This is a genomic window from Kurthia sp. YJT4 (assembly GCF_030219945.1).
GTDB classification, from domain to species: domain Bacteria; phylum Bacillota; class Bacilli; order Bacillales_A; family Planococcaceae; genus Kurthia; species Kurthia gibsonii.
Window position 1 is genome coordinate 1,184,831 of record NZ_CP126689.1, and the last position, 18,976, is coordinate 1,203,806.

12 protein-coding genes, 2 CRISPR repeat arrays and 2 riboswitches (1 of these 16 only partly in view) are annotated in these 18,976 nt (G+C 36.4%); of the genes, 7 read left to right on the top strand and 5 right to left on the bottom strand.

The window, feature by feature from the left end; translation table 11 throughout:
• A CRISPR array of direct repeats spans positions 1-619; the repeat unit is 32 nt; unit sequence GTCTCACTCTTTATGAGTGAGTGGATTGAAAT; it begins 2,714 nt to the left of the window's first position.
• Between the two features lie 793 nt (positions 620-1,412).
• From cas3 to cas2, 7 genes are read left to right on the top strand one after another with little or no spacing between them, the layout of a single operon-like run.
• Positions 1,413-3,776: a CRISPR-associated helicase Cas3' gene (cas3, locus tag QN089_RS05775; RefSeq protein WP_285216224.1), complete on the top strand. Its 2,364-nt coding sequence runs from the start codon at positions 1,413-1,415 to the stop codon at positions 3,774-3,776.
• A 13-nt stretch (positions 3,777-3,789) separates the two neighbouring features.
• The gene (gene cas5c / locus QN089_RS05780) at positions 3,790-4,509 is read left to right on the top strand and encodes a type I-C CRISPR-associated protein Cas5c (protein WP_285216225.1); all 720 of its coding nucleotides are present in this window, start codon (positions 3,790-3,792) and stop codon (positions 4,507-4,509) included.
• A gap of 1 nt (position 4,510) precedes the next feature.
• On the top strand, positions 4,511-6,454 hold the full coding sequence (cas8c, locus tag QN089_RS05785; RefSeq protein ID WP_285216226.1) for a type I-C CRISPR-associated protein Cas8c/Csd1: 1,944 nt from the start codon (positions 4,511-4,513) through the stop codon (positions 6,452-6,454).
• Positions 6,438-7,262, top strand: a complete 825-nt coding sequence (cas7c, locus tag QN089_RS05790; protein WP_285216227.1) for a type I-C CRISPR-associated protein Cas7/Csd2 — start codon at positions 6,438-6,440, stop codon at positions 7,260-7,262. Before cas8c ends, cas7c begins: the two co-directional genes overlap by 17 nt.
• Entirely contained in the window at positions 7,252-7,905 is a 654-nt protein-coding gene (gene cas4, locus QN089_RS05795) for a CRISPR-associated protein Cas4 (protein WP_285216228.1), read from the top strand. Before cas7c ends, cas4 begins: the two co-directional genes overlap by 11 nt.
• Positions 7,905-8,936: a type I-C CRISPR-associated endonuclease Cas1c gene (gene cas1c / locus QN089_RS05800; RefSeq protein ID WP_285216229.1), complete on the top strand. Its 1,032-nt coding sequence runs from the start codon at positions 7,905-7,907 to the stop codon at positions 8,934-8,936. Before cas4 ends, cas1c begins: the two co-directional genes overlap by 1 nt.
• 12 nt (positions 8,937-8,948) lie before the next feature.
• A complete protein-coding gene (cas2, locus tag QN089_RS05805) occupies positions 8,949-9,239 on the top strand; it encodes a CRISPR-associated endonuclease Cas2 (protein ID WP_141274404.1) in 291 nt (96 codons plus the stop codon).
• Between the two features lie 158 nt (positions 9,240-9,397).
• Positions 9,398-14,975: a CRISPR direct-repeat array (repeat unit 32 nt; unit sequence GTCTCACTCTATATGAGTGAGTGGATTGAAAT).
• 123 nt (positions 14,976-15,098) lie between these two features.
• Here cas2 and QN089_RS05810 read toward each other — a convergent pair.
• From QN089_RS05810 to QN089_RS05830, 5 genes are read right to left on the bottom strand one after another with little or no spacing between them, the layout of a single operon-like run.
• Entirely contained in the window at positions 15,099-15,551 is a 453-nt protein-coding gene (locus tag QN089_RS05810) for a hypothetical protein (protein WP_285216230.1), read from the bottom strand.
• 12 nt (positions 15,552-15,563) lie between these two features.
• Entirely contained in the window at positions 15,564-16,388 is an 825-nt protein-coding gene (locus QN089_RS05815; RefSeq protein WP_285216231.1) for an energy-coupling factor ABC transporter ATP-binding protein, read from the bottom strand.
• Positions 16,385-17,164, bottom strand: coding sequence for a cobalt ECF transporter T component CbiQ (gene cbiQ / locus QN089_RS05820; RefSeq protein WP_285216232.1), 780 nt, complete (start codon positions 17,162-17,164; stop codon positions 16,385-16,387). The genes QN089_RS05815 and cbiQ overlap by 4 nt, the downstream gene beginning before the upstream one ends.
• Positions 17,151-17,444, bottom strand: a complete 294-nt coding sequence (locus QN089_RS05825; RefSeq protein WP_068453946.1) for an energy-coupling factor ABC transporter substrate-binding protein — start codon at positions 17,442-17,444, stop codon at positions 17,151-17,153. The genes cbiQ and QN089_RS05825 overlap by 14 nt, the downstream gene beginning before the upstream one ends.
• Positions 17,444-18,124 (bottom strand): energy-coupling factor ABC transporter permease, encoded by a 681-nt coding sequence (locus tag QN089_RS05830; protein WP_087682538.1) that lies wholly within the window; start codon positions 18,122-18,124, stop codon positions 17,444-17,446. Before QN089_RS05830 ends, QN089_RS05825 begins: the two co-directional genes overlap by 1 nt.
• 191 nt (positions 18,125-18,315) lie before the next feature.
• Positions 18,316-18,503: riboswitch (cobalamin riboswitch) on the bottom strand.
• A gap of 227 nt (positions 18,504-18,730) precedes the next feature.
• Positions 18,731-18,912, top strand: a riboswitch (cobalamin riboswitch).
• The last annotated feature ends 64 nt before the right edge of the window (positions 18,913-18,976 follow it).

Consider the following 18,976-nt stretch of genomic DNA (forward strand, 5'->3'; position numbering starts at 1 on the left):
TCTTTATGAGTGAGTGGATTGAAATAACGTTTGATGAAAATGAGGATAGCTGGAGTGAAGTCTCACTCTTTATGAGTGAGTGGATTGAAATATCCGCTCTTTAATCAGTAAAAATGATTATGTTTGTCTCACTCTTTATGAGTGAGTGGATTGAAATAGCAAAAGCTACAGAATTTTTCGCAGAGTCTTTGAGTCTCACTCTTTATGAGTGAGTGGATTGAAATAAGTTATCTGATCCGTTAACCGACAAAGTGAAATGTCTCACTCTTTATGAGTGAGTGGATTGAAATCGTCTGCCGGTGTTACCTTATAAATGCGTTTATGGTCTCACTCTTTATGAGTGAGTGGATTGAAATGCCACTAAAAAATGGTTTGGTCGTGTATCTCTAGTCTCACTCTTTATGAGTGAGTGGATTGAAATACCCCATTTTCTAATGTGATAAGTTGCGCAATCTGCGTCTCACTCTTTACGAGTGAGTGGATTGAAATAGCATTTGCCACGATTAAAAACTCTAGTCCTATGTCTCACTCTTTACGAGTGAGTGGATTGAAATTTTAAGACATACACACGCTACTATGCTTGTAGAGTCTCACTCTTTATGAGTGAGTGGATTGAAATACGTACAAAACTCAAAAACAAAAATAAGGAGGTCTGTCTCACTCTATATGAGTAAGCATATCGAATATTGTCGAAGATTTTAAAACAGTCACTGATAAAAAATTACTTATGTGGCTCTTTTATAGGTATACTATTGTGGTAAGTTTTTTTATTACTAGATTTTTAAATTCAAAACAATAAAATAAAAAGTTATCAATTAACTAATTCATTGACATAATCGTAACTATCGTTGTCCTTATAGTGTTTTTTTATAATTTATTTAACATTAATGTTTAAAAAAGTAACTAAATAGGTATTATTTAACTGTCATGTTTTACATGCGGATTGAAATTAATTTTTATATTTTAAGCTCTTGTTTGACTCCCTTCTTAATTTAGAAGGGAGTTTTTAGTGTGTTTCATTTTCGAGTGAAAAGGTACTTAATAAAATATAGTGTTCTAATTATTATATTTTTTGTGAGGTGAAAGTATGAAAAAAATCAAAAAGTCAAAACGCTATGAGCAATTGATGTTACAAAATCAATATCTATGCAGCGCTAACTATATGTTATGCCTAGCGCACTATACGTTGATCATCCATCTTATGGTACAGCACTAAAAATAGTCGAATAAAATAATATATATTAAAAATACATTATTTATCATATAAAAAGAGTGGAGTTTTTCAAAATAGATTGAAATATAGTCAAAAAAATCATAAAAATACTTTATTTCCTTTTAAAAAATAAAATCCTTAATTTGTATATTTTGAATGTAATGGTATTATATTCTTAAAAAGAGGAGGGATTTCTACTGTGATTGCACATATAAATAGTCTTAATGGCAGAGAACAAACAATCGTAGAACACTTAACTAATGTTCAAAAGATGGCGGAACAATTCGGCTCAAAAATAGGATTACGTCACGCGGCTGGTTTAGCAGGTATGTTACATGATGTGGGAAAGTATGGAGATGCTTTTCAAAAATATATGCAAAAAATTAAACTAAATCCCTCAACCGTAGAAGGAACAGGCGGCGATCATTCAACTGCGGGAGCTCAGTTATTACAAGAATTTGTATCCGAACAAGAATTAAACATGTTAATCCCTATCGTAAATGCGATTTTAACGCATCACGGCACATTACTTGATTATGCTGATCCTCAAGTAGAAGAAATTAAGTTAAAAGTGCGTTTACAAAAAGAAATTCCTGATTATACGAAAATAAAAGAATGTTTTTTTCATGAATATATTTCAGAAAGTGCATTTAAAGAATACATTCAAAAAGCAGTGGCAGAAATTCAAGCTTTTTCAAGAAAATATGCAAAAATTATTTTACAAGAAATTAATCGGGAAGAATATCGAAACATTGCTTTAAAAGTATCAAATCATGTGAGTGTTTTTTTAACAAAGTATATTTATTCGTGTTTATTAGATGCAGATAAATTGGATGCTAAAGCTTTTGACGAAGGGAAATCAGTTGAACCTGTAGAAGCTAAGTGGTCTTTATGGGCAGAACGATTAGAAGAAAAACTAGCTTCTTTTGAACAAAAAAATCATATTTCAGTATTGCGAAAAGAAATGTCCGATCAGTGTCTGGAAGCTGCTTTAGGTGAAGTAGGCATCTATTCGTTATCTATCCCTACGGGTGGCGGCAAAACATTAGCTAGTCTACGTTTTGCACTTAAACATCTTCAACTGCATCAACAACAGCGAATTATTTATGTAGTTCCTTACACAACTATTATCGAGCAAAATGTAAAAGAGATGCGAAAAATTTTACAGCATGATGGAGAAGAAGAAGTTATCTTAGAACATCATAGTAATGTATTTGAAGAATCACCTGTGGAAGGTAATAAGCAAGAGCTACAGCAAATTAAAGCGATGAAAGACAATTGGGATGCGCCTATTATTGTGACGACAATGGTCCAATTCTTAAATGTTTTTTATGACGCAAAAAACCGAAATACAAGACGTCTACACAATTTAACGAACGCTGTGATTATCTTTGATGAAGTGCAAGCAGTACCGATGAAATCGTTAGCATTATTTAATGAAGCGATTAATTTTTTATCGAAAATGCAGCATACAACTGTCGTACTATGTACAGCGACACAACCAGCACTAGCGCATTTAGATAATAAATCTTCTGACGTGACAGAAATTATTCAAAATATTCCTGATGTGACAAACGCTTTTAAACGTACGCAAATTAAGTATTTACCATCTAATCAAGGTTGGACAACAGAAGAATTAGCAGATTTCACAACTGAAAAATTACAACAAGAAGGTAATGTATTAGTTATTTTAAATACAAAAACTGTTGTTAGAAAGTTATTACAAAAAATAGATTCGGAAAATTTCGACGTTTTCCATCTAAGTACCTCGATGTGTCCTAAACATCGCGAAGAACAGCTTGAAAAAATGAAAAAGTCTTTAGAAAATCCAAATACAAGAACACTTTGTATTAGTACGCAATTAATTGAAGCAGGTGTAGATGTTAGTTTTGATTGTGTCATTCGCTCACTCGCTGGACTAGATTCGATTGCGCAAGCAGCAGGAAGATGTAATCGACATGGAGAAGCAGATGTAAAGAATGTCTATGTATTTAAGCATCGAGAGGAAAGTTTAAAACATTTAAAGACCATCGAAGAAGGTGGGAAGATTTCCAATTTAATCTTACGAGATTGTCAAAAAGAGGATATTTCCCCTCTTAGCACGAATCCTATGACACATTATTTCAAACAACTTTACACACAGTTTGCAAATGAGACGAAATTTCCAATTAAAGAATATAAAAGTATTTACCATTTATTTTTCAATGGCATGGATCGTGAAGGGATATATCAATATTCGAACTCTATTCAACTAGCTTCAACACGATATGAAGTAATCGAAAGTGCCGCGATTTCGATATTAGTACCATTTAAAGACGGAAATGAATTAATTAATCAACTAGAAGGTTATGAGCAAATTGAAGATTTTACACGATTTATGCAAAGCGTTCAAAAATATTCGATTAATATTTTTCCATATGAGCGTAAATTACTTGAAGATCATGGCTTGGTAAAAGTGATTGAACTAGGAAAACAACAAATTTTAACATTAAAAGACGGTGCATATAATGAACAATATGGACTTGATATTGAGGGGAATAGTTTGGAACTTTTAATGTATTGAAAGGAGGAAAATGATGAGTAAAGTAAGAAATCAAATTGAATATATCGTATATGGAGATAGCGCGCTTTTCACCGATCCGACAACTAAAATTGGTGGAGAAAAAATGACTTATCAAATTCCGACAATCTCAGCATTGATTGGGATTACAGAGTCGATTTATTGGAAGCCTTCTATTAATTGGGTAATTGATGAGGTGAAAATTGTTAATAAAATCTCGATGAAAATGAAAGCTATTCGTCCAATTGAATATGGCGGAGGGAATACGCTCGCGCAGTATACATATTTAGATGATGTTTGCTATGCGGTTCGAGCGCATTTTGAATTTAACGAAAATCGTCCAGATTTAAAATCAGATTTCAACGAGCATAAACACCATCAAATCGCTTTACGTTGTGTAAAAAAAGGAGGACGTCGTGATATTTTCTTAGGAACGCGAGAATGTCAGGGATATGTAGAGCCATGTCAATTTGATGAAGTAACTAGTTATTATGAAGGAATTGACTTAGATTTTTCTACGATGCTACACAGTTTAAGTTATCCAAGTCAGAGTGGGCGACATCAATTAGAGGCATTGTTATGGGAGCCTCAAATGAAGAATGGTGTTATCTCTTGTATTCCACAGTCTGCTTGTACAAAGCGAAAACATGTAGCAGACTATGCACTAAAAGAATTTATCATTGGTCAAAACATGGAGTCGGTAGAAGATACATTTACAAAATTAGGAGGTGATTAAGATGTCGATCTTTCAAAGTTTAATCGATACGTATAATGCAAATGAACAGATGGCTGGAAAAGTAATGACGAAGGTTTTTTATAATGAAAAATCAGTTGAATATATGCTTTTACCGATTGCACATACGACACAAACGGCACATATTGAAGTAATTGTTGATTTAAATGGTGAATTGATTGATGCCTATGCCATTGATAAAAAATCAACGGTACTACCATTCACCGAAGAATCTGGCTCACGTGCTGGTAAAGTATTTCGACCACATGTACTACACGACAAATTAGTGTATACAGCAGGTGACTATGAAAAATATACAGGTGAGAAAGAAAAGGGAGAGGCTTTTTCTAAGTATCGTGAACAACTAAAGGAGTGGGTGGACTCCCCATATTCAGATCCTAAAATCGAGGCAATTTACCGTTACGTTACAAAAGGTCGTCTCATTGAAGATTTAGTTAGTCGCGAAGTATTGTTTGTTGATGAACAAGGGCAACTACTAAAAAAATGGGAAGAACATCGCGGTGATAAGCCACTCATTTTTAAAACATTGACGAATGACCAATCGAGTGCATTTGTTCGTTTTAATGTGCATGTACCAAATGAAGTGATACAAGATGTTTGGCAAGACCAATCTTTATTTGAAAAATATACGACGTATTATCTATCAAAAGCTCGTACAGAAGAAGTATGTTTTATATCGGGAGAAGTGCGCCCTACTGCACAGTCACATCCGAATAAATTACGTAATTCTGGAGACAAAGCTAAAATCATCTCTGCGAATGATAAATCAGGTTTTACGTATCGAGGACGTTTTGCAACACCAGGTGAAGCACTAACGATTAGTTATGAAGCATCTCAAAAGATGCATAATGCTTTGAAGTGGTTGATTGAAAAACAAGGCTACCAAGTAGATGGTCGTGTATTTTTACTATGGGGGAGTCATATTGATGAACCGATTCCATCACCCAATTCCAATGATTGGTATTACAGCATGCTTGGAGAAGATTTTGAAATCGAACAGAATAAAAAAGTTGGCGATTTTACGGAAGAAGATTTAGCGCATAATTATCAAAAATTACTGACAGGTTGTTTTACACATAAAACAATACGTGACGCTGAAAAAGAACAGATTCATATTGCAGAAATTGATGCGGCAACACCTGGTCGACTCGCTATTATCAATTATCGAAATATGGAATTAGGCGATTATCTGAAAAAATTATTACAATGGCAAGAACGTACGATGTGGTATAAAACAATTCCTGTAAAAGATTCAAAAGAAAAGCGTACCGTACTTAGTGGATTTAGTTTGCGTGAAATTGCGAATGCAGCATATAGTCCAAGACCTGATGCAAAGATGGTTAAAGAAGCAACGACACGTCTATATGAATGTGTTTTAAACGGTAGTAAAGTGCCGCGAGATTTGGTTCGCTTGCTGTTTAATCGTTGTAACCTACCGCAAGCCTATGAGCCAGCAGAATATGAACGCTTGTTGCAAGTAAGTTGTGGTGTATTCAAAGATTATTTTAGGGAGGAGCAATATACAGTGAAATTACAAACGAAAAATCAAAATCGTAGCTATCTATTTGGTCGATTATTAGCGATTGCTGATGTATTTGAAAGTGGCATGTTAAAAGATAGCGGGGTCAACCGTCCAACGAATGCACGTCGCTACACAACAACTTTTGTAAATAAACCCGCTTCTACATGGATGACTATTTTAAAACAATTAGATCCATATTTCAGTAAAGCAGCAGTTAGTAATAACTTTTCAGCAATGACGAAAAACGATATTGTACAAAAGCAAATCGGCGAAATTATCGCGTTGTTTGAAGAAGGGGATTTTGTAAATAAACCGCTAGATGAACAATACGTATTAGGTTATTACACACAACGTAATTATATGTATACAAAAAAGGAGGAAAAAGAAAATGTCATTAGTGAATAAAATTGATTTTACTGTAATTTTTACTGTTAAAGGTGCGAACCCGAATGGTGACCCACTGAACGGTAATCGTCCGCGTCAAGATTTAGAAGGTTTTGGAGAGGTATCAGATGTCGCAATCAAACGTAAATTACGTAATCGTTTACAAGATTTAGGTCAGGCTATTTTTGTACAGTCCAATGATCGCACAAACGATGGATTTAAAAGCTTACGAGAACGTGCAGAAGGAAATAGCGAATTAAAAGCAATCAAAAAAGATAGTGAAGAATATGCACGCATTGCGAGTCAAGCTTGGTTTGACGTCCGTGCCTTTGGACAAGTATTTGCATTTAAAAGTGGATTATCAGTTGGTGTACGTGGACCTGTTTCTATTCAAATGGCCAAAACATTAGAACCCATCGCAATTAACAGTATTCAAATTACTAAAAGTGTAAATTCAGAGCCTGGTGATAAAAAAGGTTCAGATACGATGGGTATGAAGCATGTTGTAGACTTTGGTGTTTATAAATTCTCAGGCAGTATCAATACACAATTAGCAGAAAAAACAGGCTTTACGTATGAAGATGCGCAATTAATCAAACAAGCGTTAGAAACATTGTTTGAGAATGATGCATCATCTGCGCGTCCAGAAGGTACAATGGAAGTACGTGCTGTATATTGGTGGGAACATGATAGTCAATTAGGTCAATTCTCATCTGCTCAAGTTCATCGTGCTTTAAAAGTAATCCCAACAACAGATGAAGATCAACCTTATACAGTTGAAAAAGGTGAAATTTTAAGTCAATTAAAAGAAAGTGTATATGAAGTTTAATCAGGAAGCTGAATACTTGATGCTATCAGGTATTCAGCATTTTCAATTTTGCAGACGTCAATGGGCCTTAATTCATATTGAACAACAATGGGTTGAAAATGTGAAGACAATCGAAGGACAAATTATTCACCAAAAAGTAGACCAACCAGAATTACGAGAAAAAAGAAAAAATCATTTAATTGTGCGAGCGATGCCGATTCAATCGCATACATTAAAAACAACCGGTATTTGCGATGTTGTTGAATTCATTGAAGATGAACAGGGTGTATTTTTACCAAAAGAACAGAAAAAGTATCGTATTATTCCTGTTGAGTACAAACGAGGCAAAGTGAAAAAAGGGAAAGAAGATCTTGTTCAATTGGTCGCACAGGCGATTTGTTTAGAAGAAATGTTTTTAATTGATGTTCCAACAGGTGTCTTTTTTTACAACGAAACAAAGCAGCGTGTTCAGGTGGAAATTACAGAAGACATGAAAAATGAGGTGCGCGATTTATTTAAAGAAATGTATGGGTATTATCAAAAGCAATACACGCCAAAGGTAAAGATGGGAAAACATTGTAAAAGTTGTTCGCTTGAATCTATTTGTTTACCAAATACAATGGCGCAAGAATCTGTGAAAAAATACATGGAGAAATACTTATAATGAGAAAACTATTAAATACATTATATATTACACAAGACCAAGCATATTTAACATTGCAAGGAGAAACAGTAGTTATCCAAGTAGAACAACAAAAAATAGGACAGGTGCCACTACTAAATTTAGAAGGAATTTGTACATTCGGATACGCAGGCGTAAGTCCATCTTTAATGGGATATTGTGCAGAAAATGATATACCTATTACTTTTTTAAAAAGGAATGGTCGATTTTTAGCGCGTGTAATTGGTAAAAGTAGAGGCAATGTATTATTGAGGAAAAAGCAATATGCACTTTCAGAAGATGAAACAGAGAGTGCGAAGATTGCGCGAAATATGATTTTTGCCAAAATCGCAAATCAGCGATGGCAATTAGAACGTGTCATACGAGATCATCCAATGCGCGTGGAAGTTGAAAAAATTCAGCAATCTATTCAGCGCATGAAAAATACACTTCCTTCAATTTTAACGTGTGAGGATTTAGAAAGTTTACGCGGTTTGGAGGGACAAGCAGCGAATGAATATTTTAAATGCTTTAATGAATTAATCTTAACGAATGAAGAAGGCTTTGAATTTAAAGGGCGTTCAAGAAGACCGCCATTAGATCGAACAAATGCATTGTTATCCTTTGTGTACACACTATTATCCAATGACGTGGCAGCAGCTCTTGAATCTAGTGGTTTAGATGCGTATGTGGGATTTTTACATCGTGACCGACCAGGTAGAGCTTCATTAGCGCTAGATATGATGGAAGAACTTCGCCCTATTTTAGCAGATCGTTTTGTTATTTCATTGATTAACCGAAAAGAATTAAAAGCGGATGACTTTTTAATAAAAGAAAATGGAGCAGTTATTTTAACGGATGATGCGAGAAAATTGTTACTTCAAAAATGGCAACAACGTAAAACAGAACAAATCATGCACCCAAGACTAAAAGAAAAAATTTCATGGGGATTAGTTCCTCATACCCAAGCATTATTATTAGCACGTTTTTTAAGAGGAGATACGGAAGAATACCCACCATTTTTATGGAAGTGAGGGACAACTAATATGCTAGTAGTTGTGACGTATGATGTAAAAACATCAGAGGTTGGGGGCGCTAAGAGACTAAGACAAGTTGCTAAAAAGTGTGAAGCTAGAGGAATACGTGTACAAAATTCAGTCTTTGAATGTCAATTAGATGCGACCCAATTAGTTCAATTAAAACATGATCTAACAAAAATTATTAATTTGAAAACAGATAGTTTACGATTCTATAGCATTGGTAATCAATATAAAAATAAAGTAGAACATATCGGAGCGAAAGAAGCAATTGATGTTCAGGATCCACTGATTTTCTAAGTGCGAACCTTAGGCGAACATGAAAACCCAGGGAGGTTCGCACTGAAATTACTAACATTTTTTAAGAAAATAAATCTAAATAAATCATAATATGGTAAAATGAATGTGCGATTTAATAAAAAAAGGTGAATTTTATCTTTTTTTATCACAAAATCGCTGTCTCACTCTATATGAGTGAGTGGATTGAAATAAAGTATAGACAATGATGTATTTTATACACGCTGTCTCACTCTATATGAGTGAGTGGATTGAAATACGTAAACCTTGTTTAATTATTAAGTGAATCACGTCTCACTCTATATGAGTGAGTGGATTGAAATTTAACTCCCGTAAACACCAACAGCGCAGCTACTGTCTCACTCTATATGAGTGAGTGGATTGAAATGCCACCATTGATAAAGAGATTTTTCGGCGAATCGCGTCTCACTCTATATGAGTGAGTGGATTGAAATATATTCACCATAAATTGTATTAACGTATAGTGAATGTCTCACTCTATATGAGTGAGTGGATTGAAATCCATATTTAAGTCTGTAGCTACAATCATTTTAATGTCTCACTCTATATGAGTGAGTGGATTGAAATATAATACAATAATACTTTACATAACGTAATACCTTGTCTCACTCTATATGAGTGAGTGGATTGAAATAATGTGTCTATCGTAAATATGGAAGTTATCAATTGTCTCACTCTATATGAGTGAGTGGATTGAAATCTTATCGTCGAAATGATGGAGCGGTTAGTTATGGTCTCACTCTATATGAGTGAGTGGATTGAAATAATGATGGATTGTTTAAACAAATTATCATCTTTGTCTCACTCTATATGAGTGAGTGGATTGAAATGGTATCACGTCTGACGAGGACGACGATGGCAATAGTCTCACTCTATATGAGTGAGTGGATTGAAATTAAAGTTGATGTAAACGTTGAGCCAACCATTGAAGTCTCACTCTATATGAGTGAGTGGATTGAAATACAACTTAGATTTTGATTTAGCAAAATTAGCAAGGTCTCACTCTATATGAGTGAGTGGATTGAAATAAGGGCGTACCAAAAAGACAATTAGATGAAATGGTCTCACTCTATATGAGTGAGTGGATTGAAATTGGATCATCAGCTGGCGTGATGATATGCAATCCAGTCTCACTCTATATGAGTGAGTGGATTGAAATTGCTTTTAACTCTGTTGCTTCTGCCATTTTTCTAGTCTCACTCTATATGAGTGAGTGGATTGAAATACCCAATAAGATAAAATTTGTACCATTGTAGCGGTCTCACTCTATATGAGTGAGTGGATTGAAATATGCGCGCGTATGATGTAATATACGCGGCGATAGTCTCACTCTATATGAGTGAGTGGATTGAAATAACAATCAAAGCAACAGATCGTGCGAGTAAAGTAAAGTCTCACTCTATATGAGTGAGTGGATTGAAATGGACTGCTGGTGTAAACACGTCAGAAATCGCAGTCTCACTCTATATGAGTGAGTGGATTGAAATAAGTTATTAACTTCACCAAGCTACTTCAACGAGGTCTCACTCTATATGAGTGAGTGGATTGAAATCAGACGTGTCACGTGGCAGGTGGTGCGCGATGATGTCTCACTCTATATGAGTGAGTGGATTGAAATAAAAACTGATGACTATGTAGATGCCTTTTACGAGTCTCACTCTATATGAGTGAGTGGATTGAAATGATTGTGCAAAACATTGTACTGATACCAGCCGAGGTCTCACTCTATATGAGTGAGTGGATTGAAATACCAACACCTAAAACATCTTTGTATTTGTATTTGGTCTCACTCTATATGAGTGAGTGGATTGAAATGAATTTATATCGCACTTTCATCCCCTCCATTTTTGTCTCACTCTATATGAGTGAGTGGATTGAAATATTTATTTTAAAAGGGAGTGTTACTAATCTCGCGTCTCACTCTATATGAGTGAGTGGATTGAAATAAGACTATACAGCGGACACGTACACACCAAAAGGTCTCACTCTATATGAGTGAGTGGATTGAAATTATTCCGGCAGCATTTCCATTTTTATAGACTCTCGTCTCACTCTATATGAGTGAGTGGATTGAAATGATTATCTGGCTCGAAGAATGTTCAGAGATTAAGTCTCACTCTATATGAGTGAGTGGATTGAAATGTAGTTTGTTACGCTGAAATCGCCGACTTTGATGTCTCACTCTATATGAGTGAGTGGATTGAAATAAAAAACAAGACGCGGAAGTAGACGATAAACGTGTCTCACTCTATATGAGTGAGTGGATTGAAATAAACGTCATACCCGACTTATTTACGTCGGGCACGGTCTCACTCTATATGAGTGAGTGGATTGAAATCCAATTACGCAATGCGACGAGTCAGCTTCAGAGGAGTCTCACTCTATATGAGTGAGTGGATTGAAATATCTTTAAGATACACAATAAATCCCACACTCTCGTCTCACTCTATATGAGTGAGTGGATTGAAATTTTTGTCTTTTTAGCTGATGCGATAATCGCGTCATGTCTCACTCTATATGAGTGAGTGGATTGAAATCGAAAACTGATTTAGATGCAACTGTACAAGCATCGGTCTCACTCTATATGAGTGAGTGGATTGAAATCTTGAGTTATCGGACGAATACGACGAACGCCGAATGTCTCACTCTATATGAGTGAGTGGATTGAAATTAAAAGACATCGCTAAAAAGCTAGGTAAATCTGAGTCTCACTCTATATGAGTGAGTGGATTGAAATTTATGACTTTACAGGTAAATCAGATCGTGCCGTTAGTCTCACTCTATATGAGTGAGTGGATTGAAATTATCATGGTCAAGACTTTGTTAAATCGGATGCAGTCTCACTCTATATGAGTGAGTGGATTGAAATTGAAACTGTTGAAGGAAAAGCGAACAGCGCTCGTTGTCTCACTCTATATGAGTGAGTGGATTGAAATTTTTTTACAATTGAGCGTTTCTGCCATCGTGTCGGTCTCACTCTATATGAGTGAGTGGATTGAAATTTCGTGAACCGCTAGCATTAATCTGTTCCATTCCGTCTCACTCTATATGAGTGAGTGGATTGAAATATACACGTTGTAGTTGTAACCAGCAAATTTGCCTGTCTCACTCTATATGAGTGAGTGGATTGAAATTAATATTATTATAGAAAGTGACACCATTAACACCTGTCTCACTCTATATGAGTGAGTGGATTGAAATTTAGTTATGAAAAAGAAGAAGAAAAATGACAATGTCTCACTCTATATGAGTGAGTGGATTGAAATCATTTTAGAATCTTTTAAAGCATCCTCTGTTTGCGTCTCACTCTATATGAGTGAGTGGATTGAAATCATAGAGGTTTAGATTTTGGTAATCCAATGGGTACGTCTCACTCTATATGAGTGAGTGGATTGAAATTTTGAGTGGACGTTTATGATTCGCCCAATCTTCCAGTCTCACTCTATATGAGTGAGTGGATTGAAATACCAACACCGAGGACGTCTTTGTATTTGTATTTGGTCTCACTCTATATGAGTGAGTGGATTGAAATAGACAATCCGCTGATGGATACAGGAGAACTTCGCGTCTCACTCTATATGAGTGAGTGGATTGAAATACAAACGCGTCAGATGATGAGTGGCGGATTGAATGTCTCACTCTATATGAGTGAGTGGATTGAAATAACTTCCACACGCAACTCTTTGTCCTGCTCTGAAGTCTCACTCTATATGAGTGAGTGGATTGAAATGCAGTAGTTACATTCCATCATGATGTAATCCACGTCTCACTCTATATGAGTGAGTGGATTGAAATGTCCGACATTATAAGCCTGTTCAGCAGTTAAAAGTCTCACTCTATATGAGTGAGTGGATTGAAATTATGTCATTACAGCGTGTGCGTATTGCAACAACACGTCTCACTCTATATGAGTGAGTGGATTGAAATTTCCCTTTTATCTAATTCATAAATAATCGGAAGAGTCTCACTCTATATGAGTGAGTGGATTGAAATCCATAAAAGTTACCTTCGCGTACATATTGCCTTAAGTCTCACTCTATATGAGTGAGTGGATTGAAATTTCAAGAACCTTCTATATGCAGTTGGTATTGTTGTCTCACTCTATATGAGTGAGTGGATTGAAATGCTTTTATTGTTGACTATCACGTTATAACGTGATATGTCTCACTCTATATGAGTGAGTGGATTGAAATCAAACAACAAATTCAAATCTTTTACTCAGGATATCGTCTCACTCTATATGAGTGAGTGGATTGAAATAAAAGTTTATATGATTTTTTGTTGGAAATCGCGTAGTCTCACTCTATATGAGTGAGTGGATTGAAATATCGTCAAGCTTATTATGACTAATCCGTAGTGACGTCTCACTCTATATGAGTGAGTGGATTGAAATTGCATCGATTTTATTTGTCATATTGATGCATCTTGTCTCACTCTATATGAGTGAGTGGATTGAAATAACATTTGATTGATCTAATTGTTGACGTAACATTGTCTCACTCTATATGAGTGAGTGGATTGAAATACATACACGTAATCCAATACCTTCAATATTAATCGTCTCACTCTATATGAGTGAGTGGATTGAAATTTACTTGAATAGGGATTAATCGCTCTAATACACCGTCTCACTCTATATGAGTGAGTGGATTGAAATGGTCGATGGTCGACCAGCTACAAAAGAAGAAATCGTCTCACTCTATATGAGTGAGTGGATTGAAATTACTGCTGGTGTTACGGGTTTAAATCAACCACTACCGTCTCACTCTATATGAGTGAGTGGATTGAAATTGTTCATTGATGATTTATATAAGCCGGTTGACAGGTCTCACTCTATATGAGTGAGTGGATTGAAATTATAGCAGTATTGAGCTATTTAAAGAACGAAAATGCGTCTCACTCTATATGAGTGAGTGGATTGAAATCAGAAGAAAATATCAAACTCCCTATTGTAGATGAGTCTCACTCTATATGAGTGAGTGGATTGAAATAAAATCGGTTTAGCGAATGTTATCAATGCGATCTCGGTCTCACTCTATATGAGTGAGTGGATTGAAATTTTTAGATAGTTTGTTAAATCGTCCAATTGTTCGTCTCACTCTATATGAGTGAGTGGATTGAAATTCAAAAAATACTCTGTACCTCAACACACAGGGAAGTCTCACTCTATATGAGTGAGTGGATTGAAATCCGAGCCATATAAAACGGAAATCATCGCCGCAACGTCTCACTCTATATGAGTGAGTGGATTGAAATGACGGTGGTATCCACAAAGAAAATTACATTAAGGTCTCACTCTATATGAGTGAGTGGATTGAAATAAGGGAATTATGAATCACAGAAGTTTTTTGCAAGTCTCACTCTATATGAGTGAGTGGATTGAAATCTTTTACGCCATTTGATGCAATGGAATTAATGATGTCTCACTCTATATGAGTGAGTGGATTGAAATATTTTAATTGCATTTACTACCTATTTTATTTGGTCTCACTCTATATGAGTGAGTGGATTGAAATAGCTTTTGTATAAACTTTTTTAACTGCCACTAAAATCGTCTCACTCTATATGAGTGAGTGGATTGAAATTTCTAAACAATGATTGTAGAATTCTTCTTCGCTCGTCTCACTCTATATGAGTGAGTGGATTGAAATACCTCGTAAAACAGGTCGTTATGCAAGCGGTTGGTGTCTCATTCTTTACGAGTAAGTGGATTGAAATATATCATTCATTCATGCTAACGTAATTCTTTCCGCTTCACCAAAACAAGCCGGTAAATCAATACGATTTACCGGCTTGTTTATTAAATACTCATATAAAGTTTTTCACCTCCACTACATCTCGTCATATAGTGGTTTTTTTGAGTTGTTCGAGTTGTGTATGGAGATTGCTTGCGATGGCGCTGTGCGTGTGTGTATTTAGCCAGTCGCACCAAGCGATACCTGCTTCATATAACGCCTCCATCCATACATTCATTTCTGCTTCCACTGTTTGTTCGTCGATCGTGCAGCGAATCATACGTGCACGTTGTTGTTCCATCTTGATCATAACCGGTGTATTTGGAAAATATCTTTCTGCTGTGCCGCGTTCTATACATTCAGCAAAACCATCTACGATATATTGCCAGAGTGTATGTAATTCATCGGGTGCATGTTCGGTTGAGAGGTGTTTGGTAGCTGTTTGAATGGTGAGAAAGCCTTCAGCATTTGAAAAGCCACCCTGTAAACGGACATGATGCGCCTGATGAAGCAGTTGTGGTTGATTTTCTTCATCATAGACATATGTTTGGATCTGCATTCTCTGTACCTCCTACACGAGCATGGTTTGTCGTTTCATCTTCTCCCATAATTGTACACGACTACGCGGGTAGTCGGCGAGGTTCTGAATGCCTAGTTCTTTCGCTACTTCAAAGAGTAACGGGCGTTCTAAGTGTGCAGCTTGTAAAATCGCCTGTTCTTCAAAGAGGGCGACAGGATCCCCCATATACGTCATCTGTCCGTCTTGCATAACGAGTACGAGGTCAGCCCATTCATATGCGAAGTCTACGTCGTGCGTCGATAAAATAATCGTCCGTTCTTCCGTATGAAAGTCATTCAAATGTTTCATAATTTGATTGGCATAGTAGCGGTCGAGTCCAGCAGATGGTTCATCTAAAATTAAAATATGTGGTTCCATTGCGAGAACACCTGCAATCGCCACGCGTTTTTTCTGTCCCAAACTTAAAAAGTGAATGGGCTTTTTTCGTAATGATTCGAGTTCAAGTTGCGTAATTACGTGTTCAACCTGTGCATGTATTTTGTCAGAAGACCAGCCGAGGTTGGTTGGGCCAAATGCGATGTCTTGTTCAACCGTTCCAGAGAAGAGCTGTGCGTCTGGATCTTGGAAGACGATACCAACTTGTCCACGTAATGCTTGAAGTCCTTTTCGGTTGTATTGATACGGCGTATCTTCCATGAAAATCGTACCTGTCGTTGGTTGAAATAAGCCATTCAGATGTTTAAATAGTGTCGATTTTCCCGCACCATTATTGCCAAGTAGTGCAATTTTTTTTCCTTGCGGTAACGTGAATGATAGGTCGTGTAATGCGATTGTACCGTCAGGATATTGGTACGATACATGGTCAAATGTAATCATAAATAAAAACCTCCTAGATAAACTGCGCCGAGTAGGCATAAACTAACGCCAATACCAAGCCAGTTTCTGCGTTCGGTTTGGTACGTTACATAATGGCTTGAAATATCTTCGTTGTAGCAACGAGAAGCCATCGCCTCATGAAGTTGTTTTGAACGTCGAAAAACATCTTTAAACATGGCCGTCACTAAATAACCGACAGATTGAAACCAGCGGCGCTTTTTTTGATAGCCAAGACGGGATTGCTGGGCTTCATAAATGGCCTGCATACTTTGTAAAAAGACAAAAATAAAGCGATATGTGAGTTCACATAGTTCAATAAAAATAATCGGTATTTTTAATTGACGCATCGCATATGTGATAGCACTAATCGGCGTTGTCAGTGCAATAAAATAAAGACAACTAATACTTGCGAGCACCGAGAAAAAAAGGTGAAACGCTGTATCGACACTCGCTTTTCCGATAAAAAGTTGAACACTTCCAAATGACATACTCCAATAGTGAGGGGGAAGTGTGGCCGTTGTAAATGAAATAAGAATCGAAAAAATACTTGTTAGCAAAAAGAAACCCGGCAAAAGAAGTAATTTACAATAGAGTGATAATGGTATTTTAGCGGCAAATAAAATAAAAGTACTCATTACGAAAAACGTAATGAGTGAAATAAGTACATCCTTTGTGATGACAGCGAATAGCAAAAAACTCAGTGCCAATACCATCTTCTCTAAAGGATGTACGTTGCTTAAACGATTCGTATAAGCATATTGATCAATTGGAATCATGCGAAACCTTTTCTTTTTTCGTACGACCACGCATTAAACCGAAGAAGTAGCCGATAAAACCTGCACCAATTGCCGCTTGTAGTGCAAATAATAAACTTTCGATTTCGCCACTTGGTGGTTCCCAAATGCTCGAGAACCATGGTTCATAGCTTTTGTCGATTTCGGTAATGGCTGCCTCTGCTTCACCATCCGCACCGCCAAATTCAGCACCCTTTTGAATAAATAAAGGGAAGATGGCAAGGGCGATGACGATGAAAAGGAAGAATAGATTCTTTTTCATTATTCAGCTGCCTCCTTTTTCTTCGTGAAAATATTTAACATACGTAACTCTGCCACATTGTATTTTCGTAAGAAGTTCATAACAATGACCGTTAATAAACCTTCACTAATCGCAAGTGGAATTTGTGTGAATGAGAAAATACTTGCGAATTTTGCGAATGAAGCAAGCATGCCACCCGCTTCAGATGGGAAGGCAAGTGCTAATTGGAATGATGTAATAGTATATGTACCGAGATCACCAAGCATTGCGGCTAAAAAGACAGCAACGGAGAATGACCAACCTGCTTTTTGAGCGCCTTTGAATACATACCATGCGATAATTGGACCAGCGACTGCCATCGAAAAAGCATTCGCACCAAGTGTTGTAAGACCGCCATGTGCAAGTAGTAATGCTTGGAATAGTAACACAATTGAACCGACAACACTCATCGCCAGTGGTCCGAATAATACAGTACCTAAGCCGACACCTGTTGGATGTGAACAACTACCTGTAACCGATGGGATTTTTAACGCGGATAAGACGAAAGCGAAAGCCCCAGATAATCCAAGCATCATCTTCGTTTCAGGATGTTCTTTTACAGTTTTTCGAATCGAACGAATCCCCATAATGATAAACGGTAGGGAGATGGCCCACCAGAAAATCGCCCACTCAATCGGTAAAAAGCCTTCCATAATGTGCATCGCATTCGCACGATTTGGTACGATTAAGAGAAAGGGTAAAAAATAAACTAGCTTTAATAATTTCTTCAACACGTTCAAACGTCCTCCTTTTTCTTTGAGAATGTGCACAAAAAAACCTATTCTACAATATAGAATAGGTTAAAAAAGACATAGCAAAGAAAGCTGTCTTTCATACGCCTATCCTCGTAGGGTGAAATCAATCTTCGGTGGCAGGTCTCCTGGCTTCGCCTCATCATGTATCAACACCTTCCCGTTCATTGAACAGTGGCATATCGTTTATACACTCCGCTTCACAGTTGCGGGACAGCATCGGATTTACACCGATTTCCCTTTTAAGTAAGTGCGACAAGCAACTTACACCATCGAATCGTTAAAATTATTTGATATTTCTAAAAAAGCTTATCATAAAACGCTAAATTTTGACAATACGTATTTTTTTTAACAAAAATTTTTTATGTAAGAATACTGGATAAATGCAGAGATTTCAGTGTTTTTTCAAGGTAAATAAACTTTAATAATATTCTATCAAAATGAATTTTCAGAAAAGTGTCTTGAAAGTTAGACAAATTATGGTTATGATTATAACCAAGATTTTGAAATTACATATAACGATTGTATTTTAGGAGTGCCTATTATTTTTTAGGTTAAAAGGGAAAATGGTGAGATGCCATTACAGCCCCCGCTACTGTATAAGTGTCGAAACAGTCAGATCCATTGGCGAATTGCTGAGAAGGGACTGCGTTCGGATACACTTGAGTCAGGAAACCTGCTTCTAAAATCGGACAAACTTTTCGGTGGGAAGAGATTTGGACAAACTAGTAGTTGGGCTACGCTTATTTCGCTATGCCAATT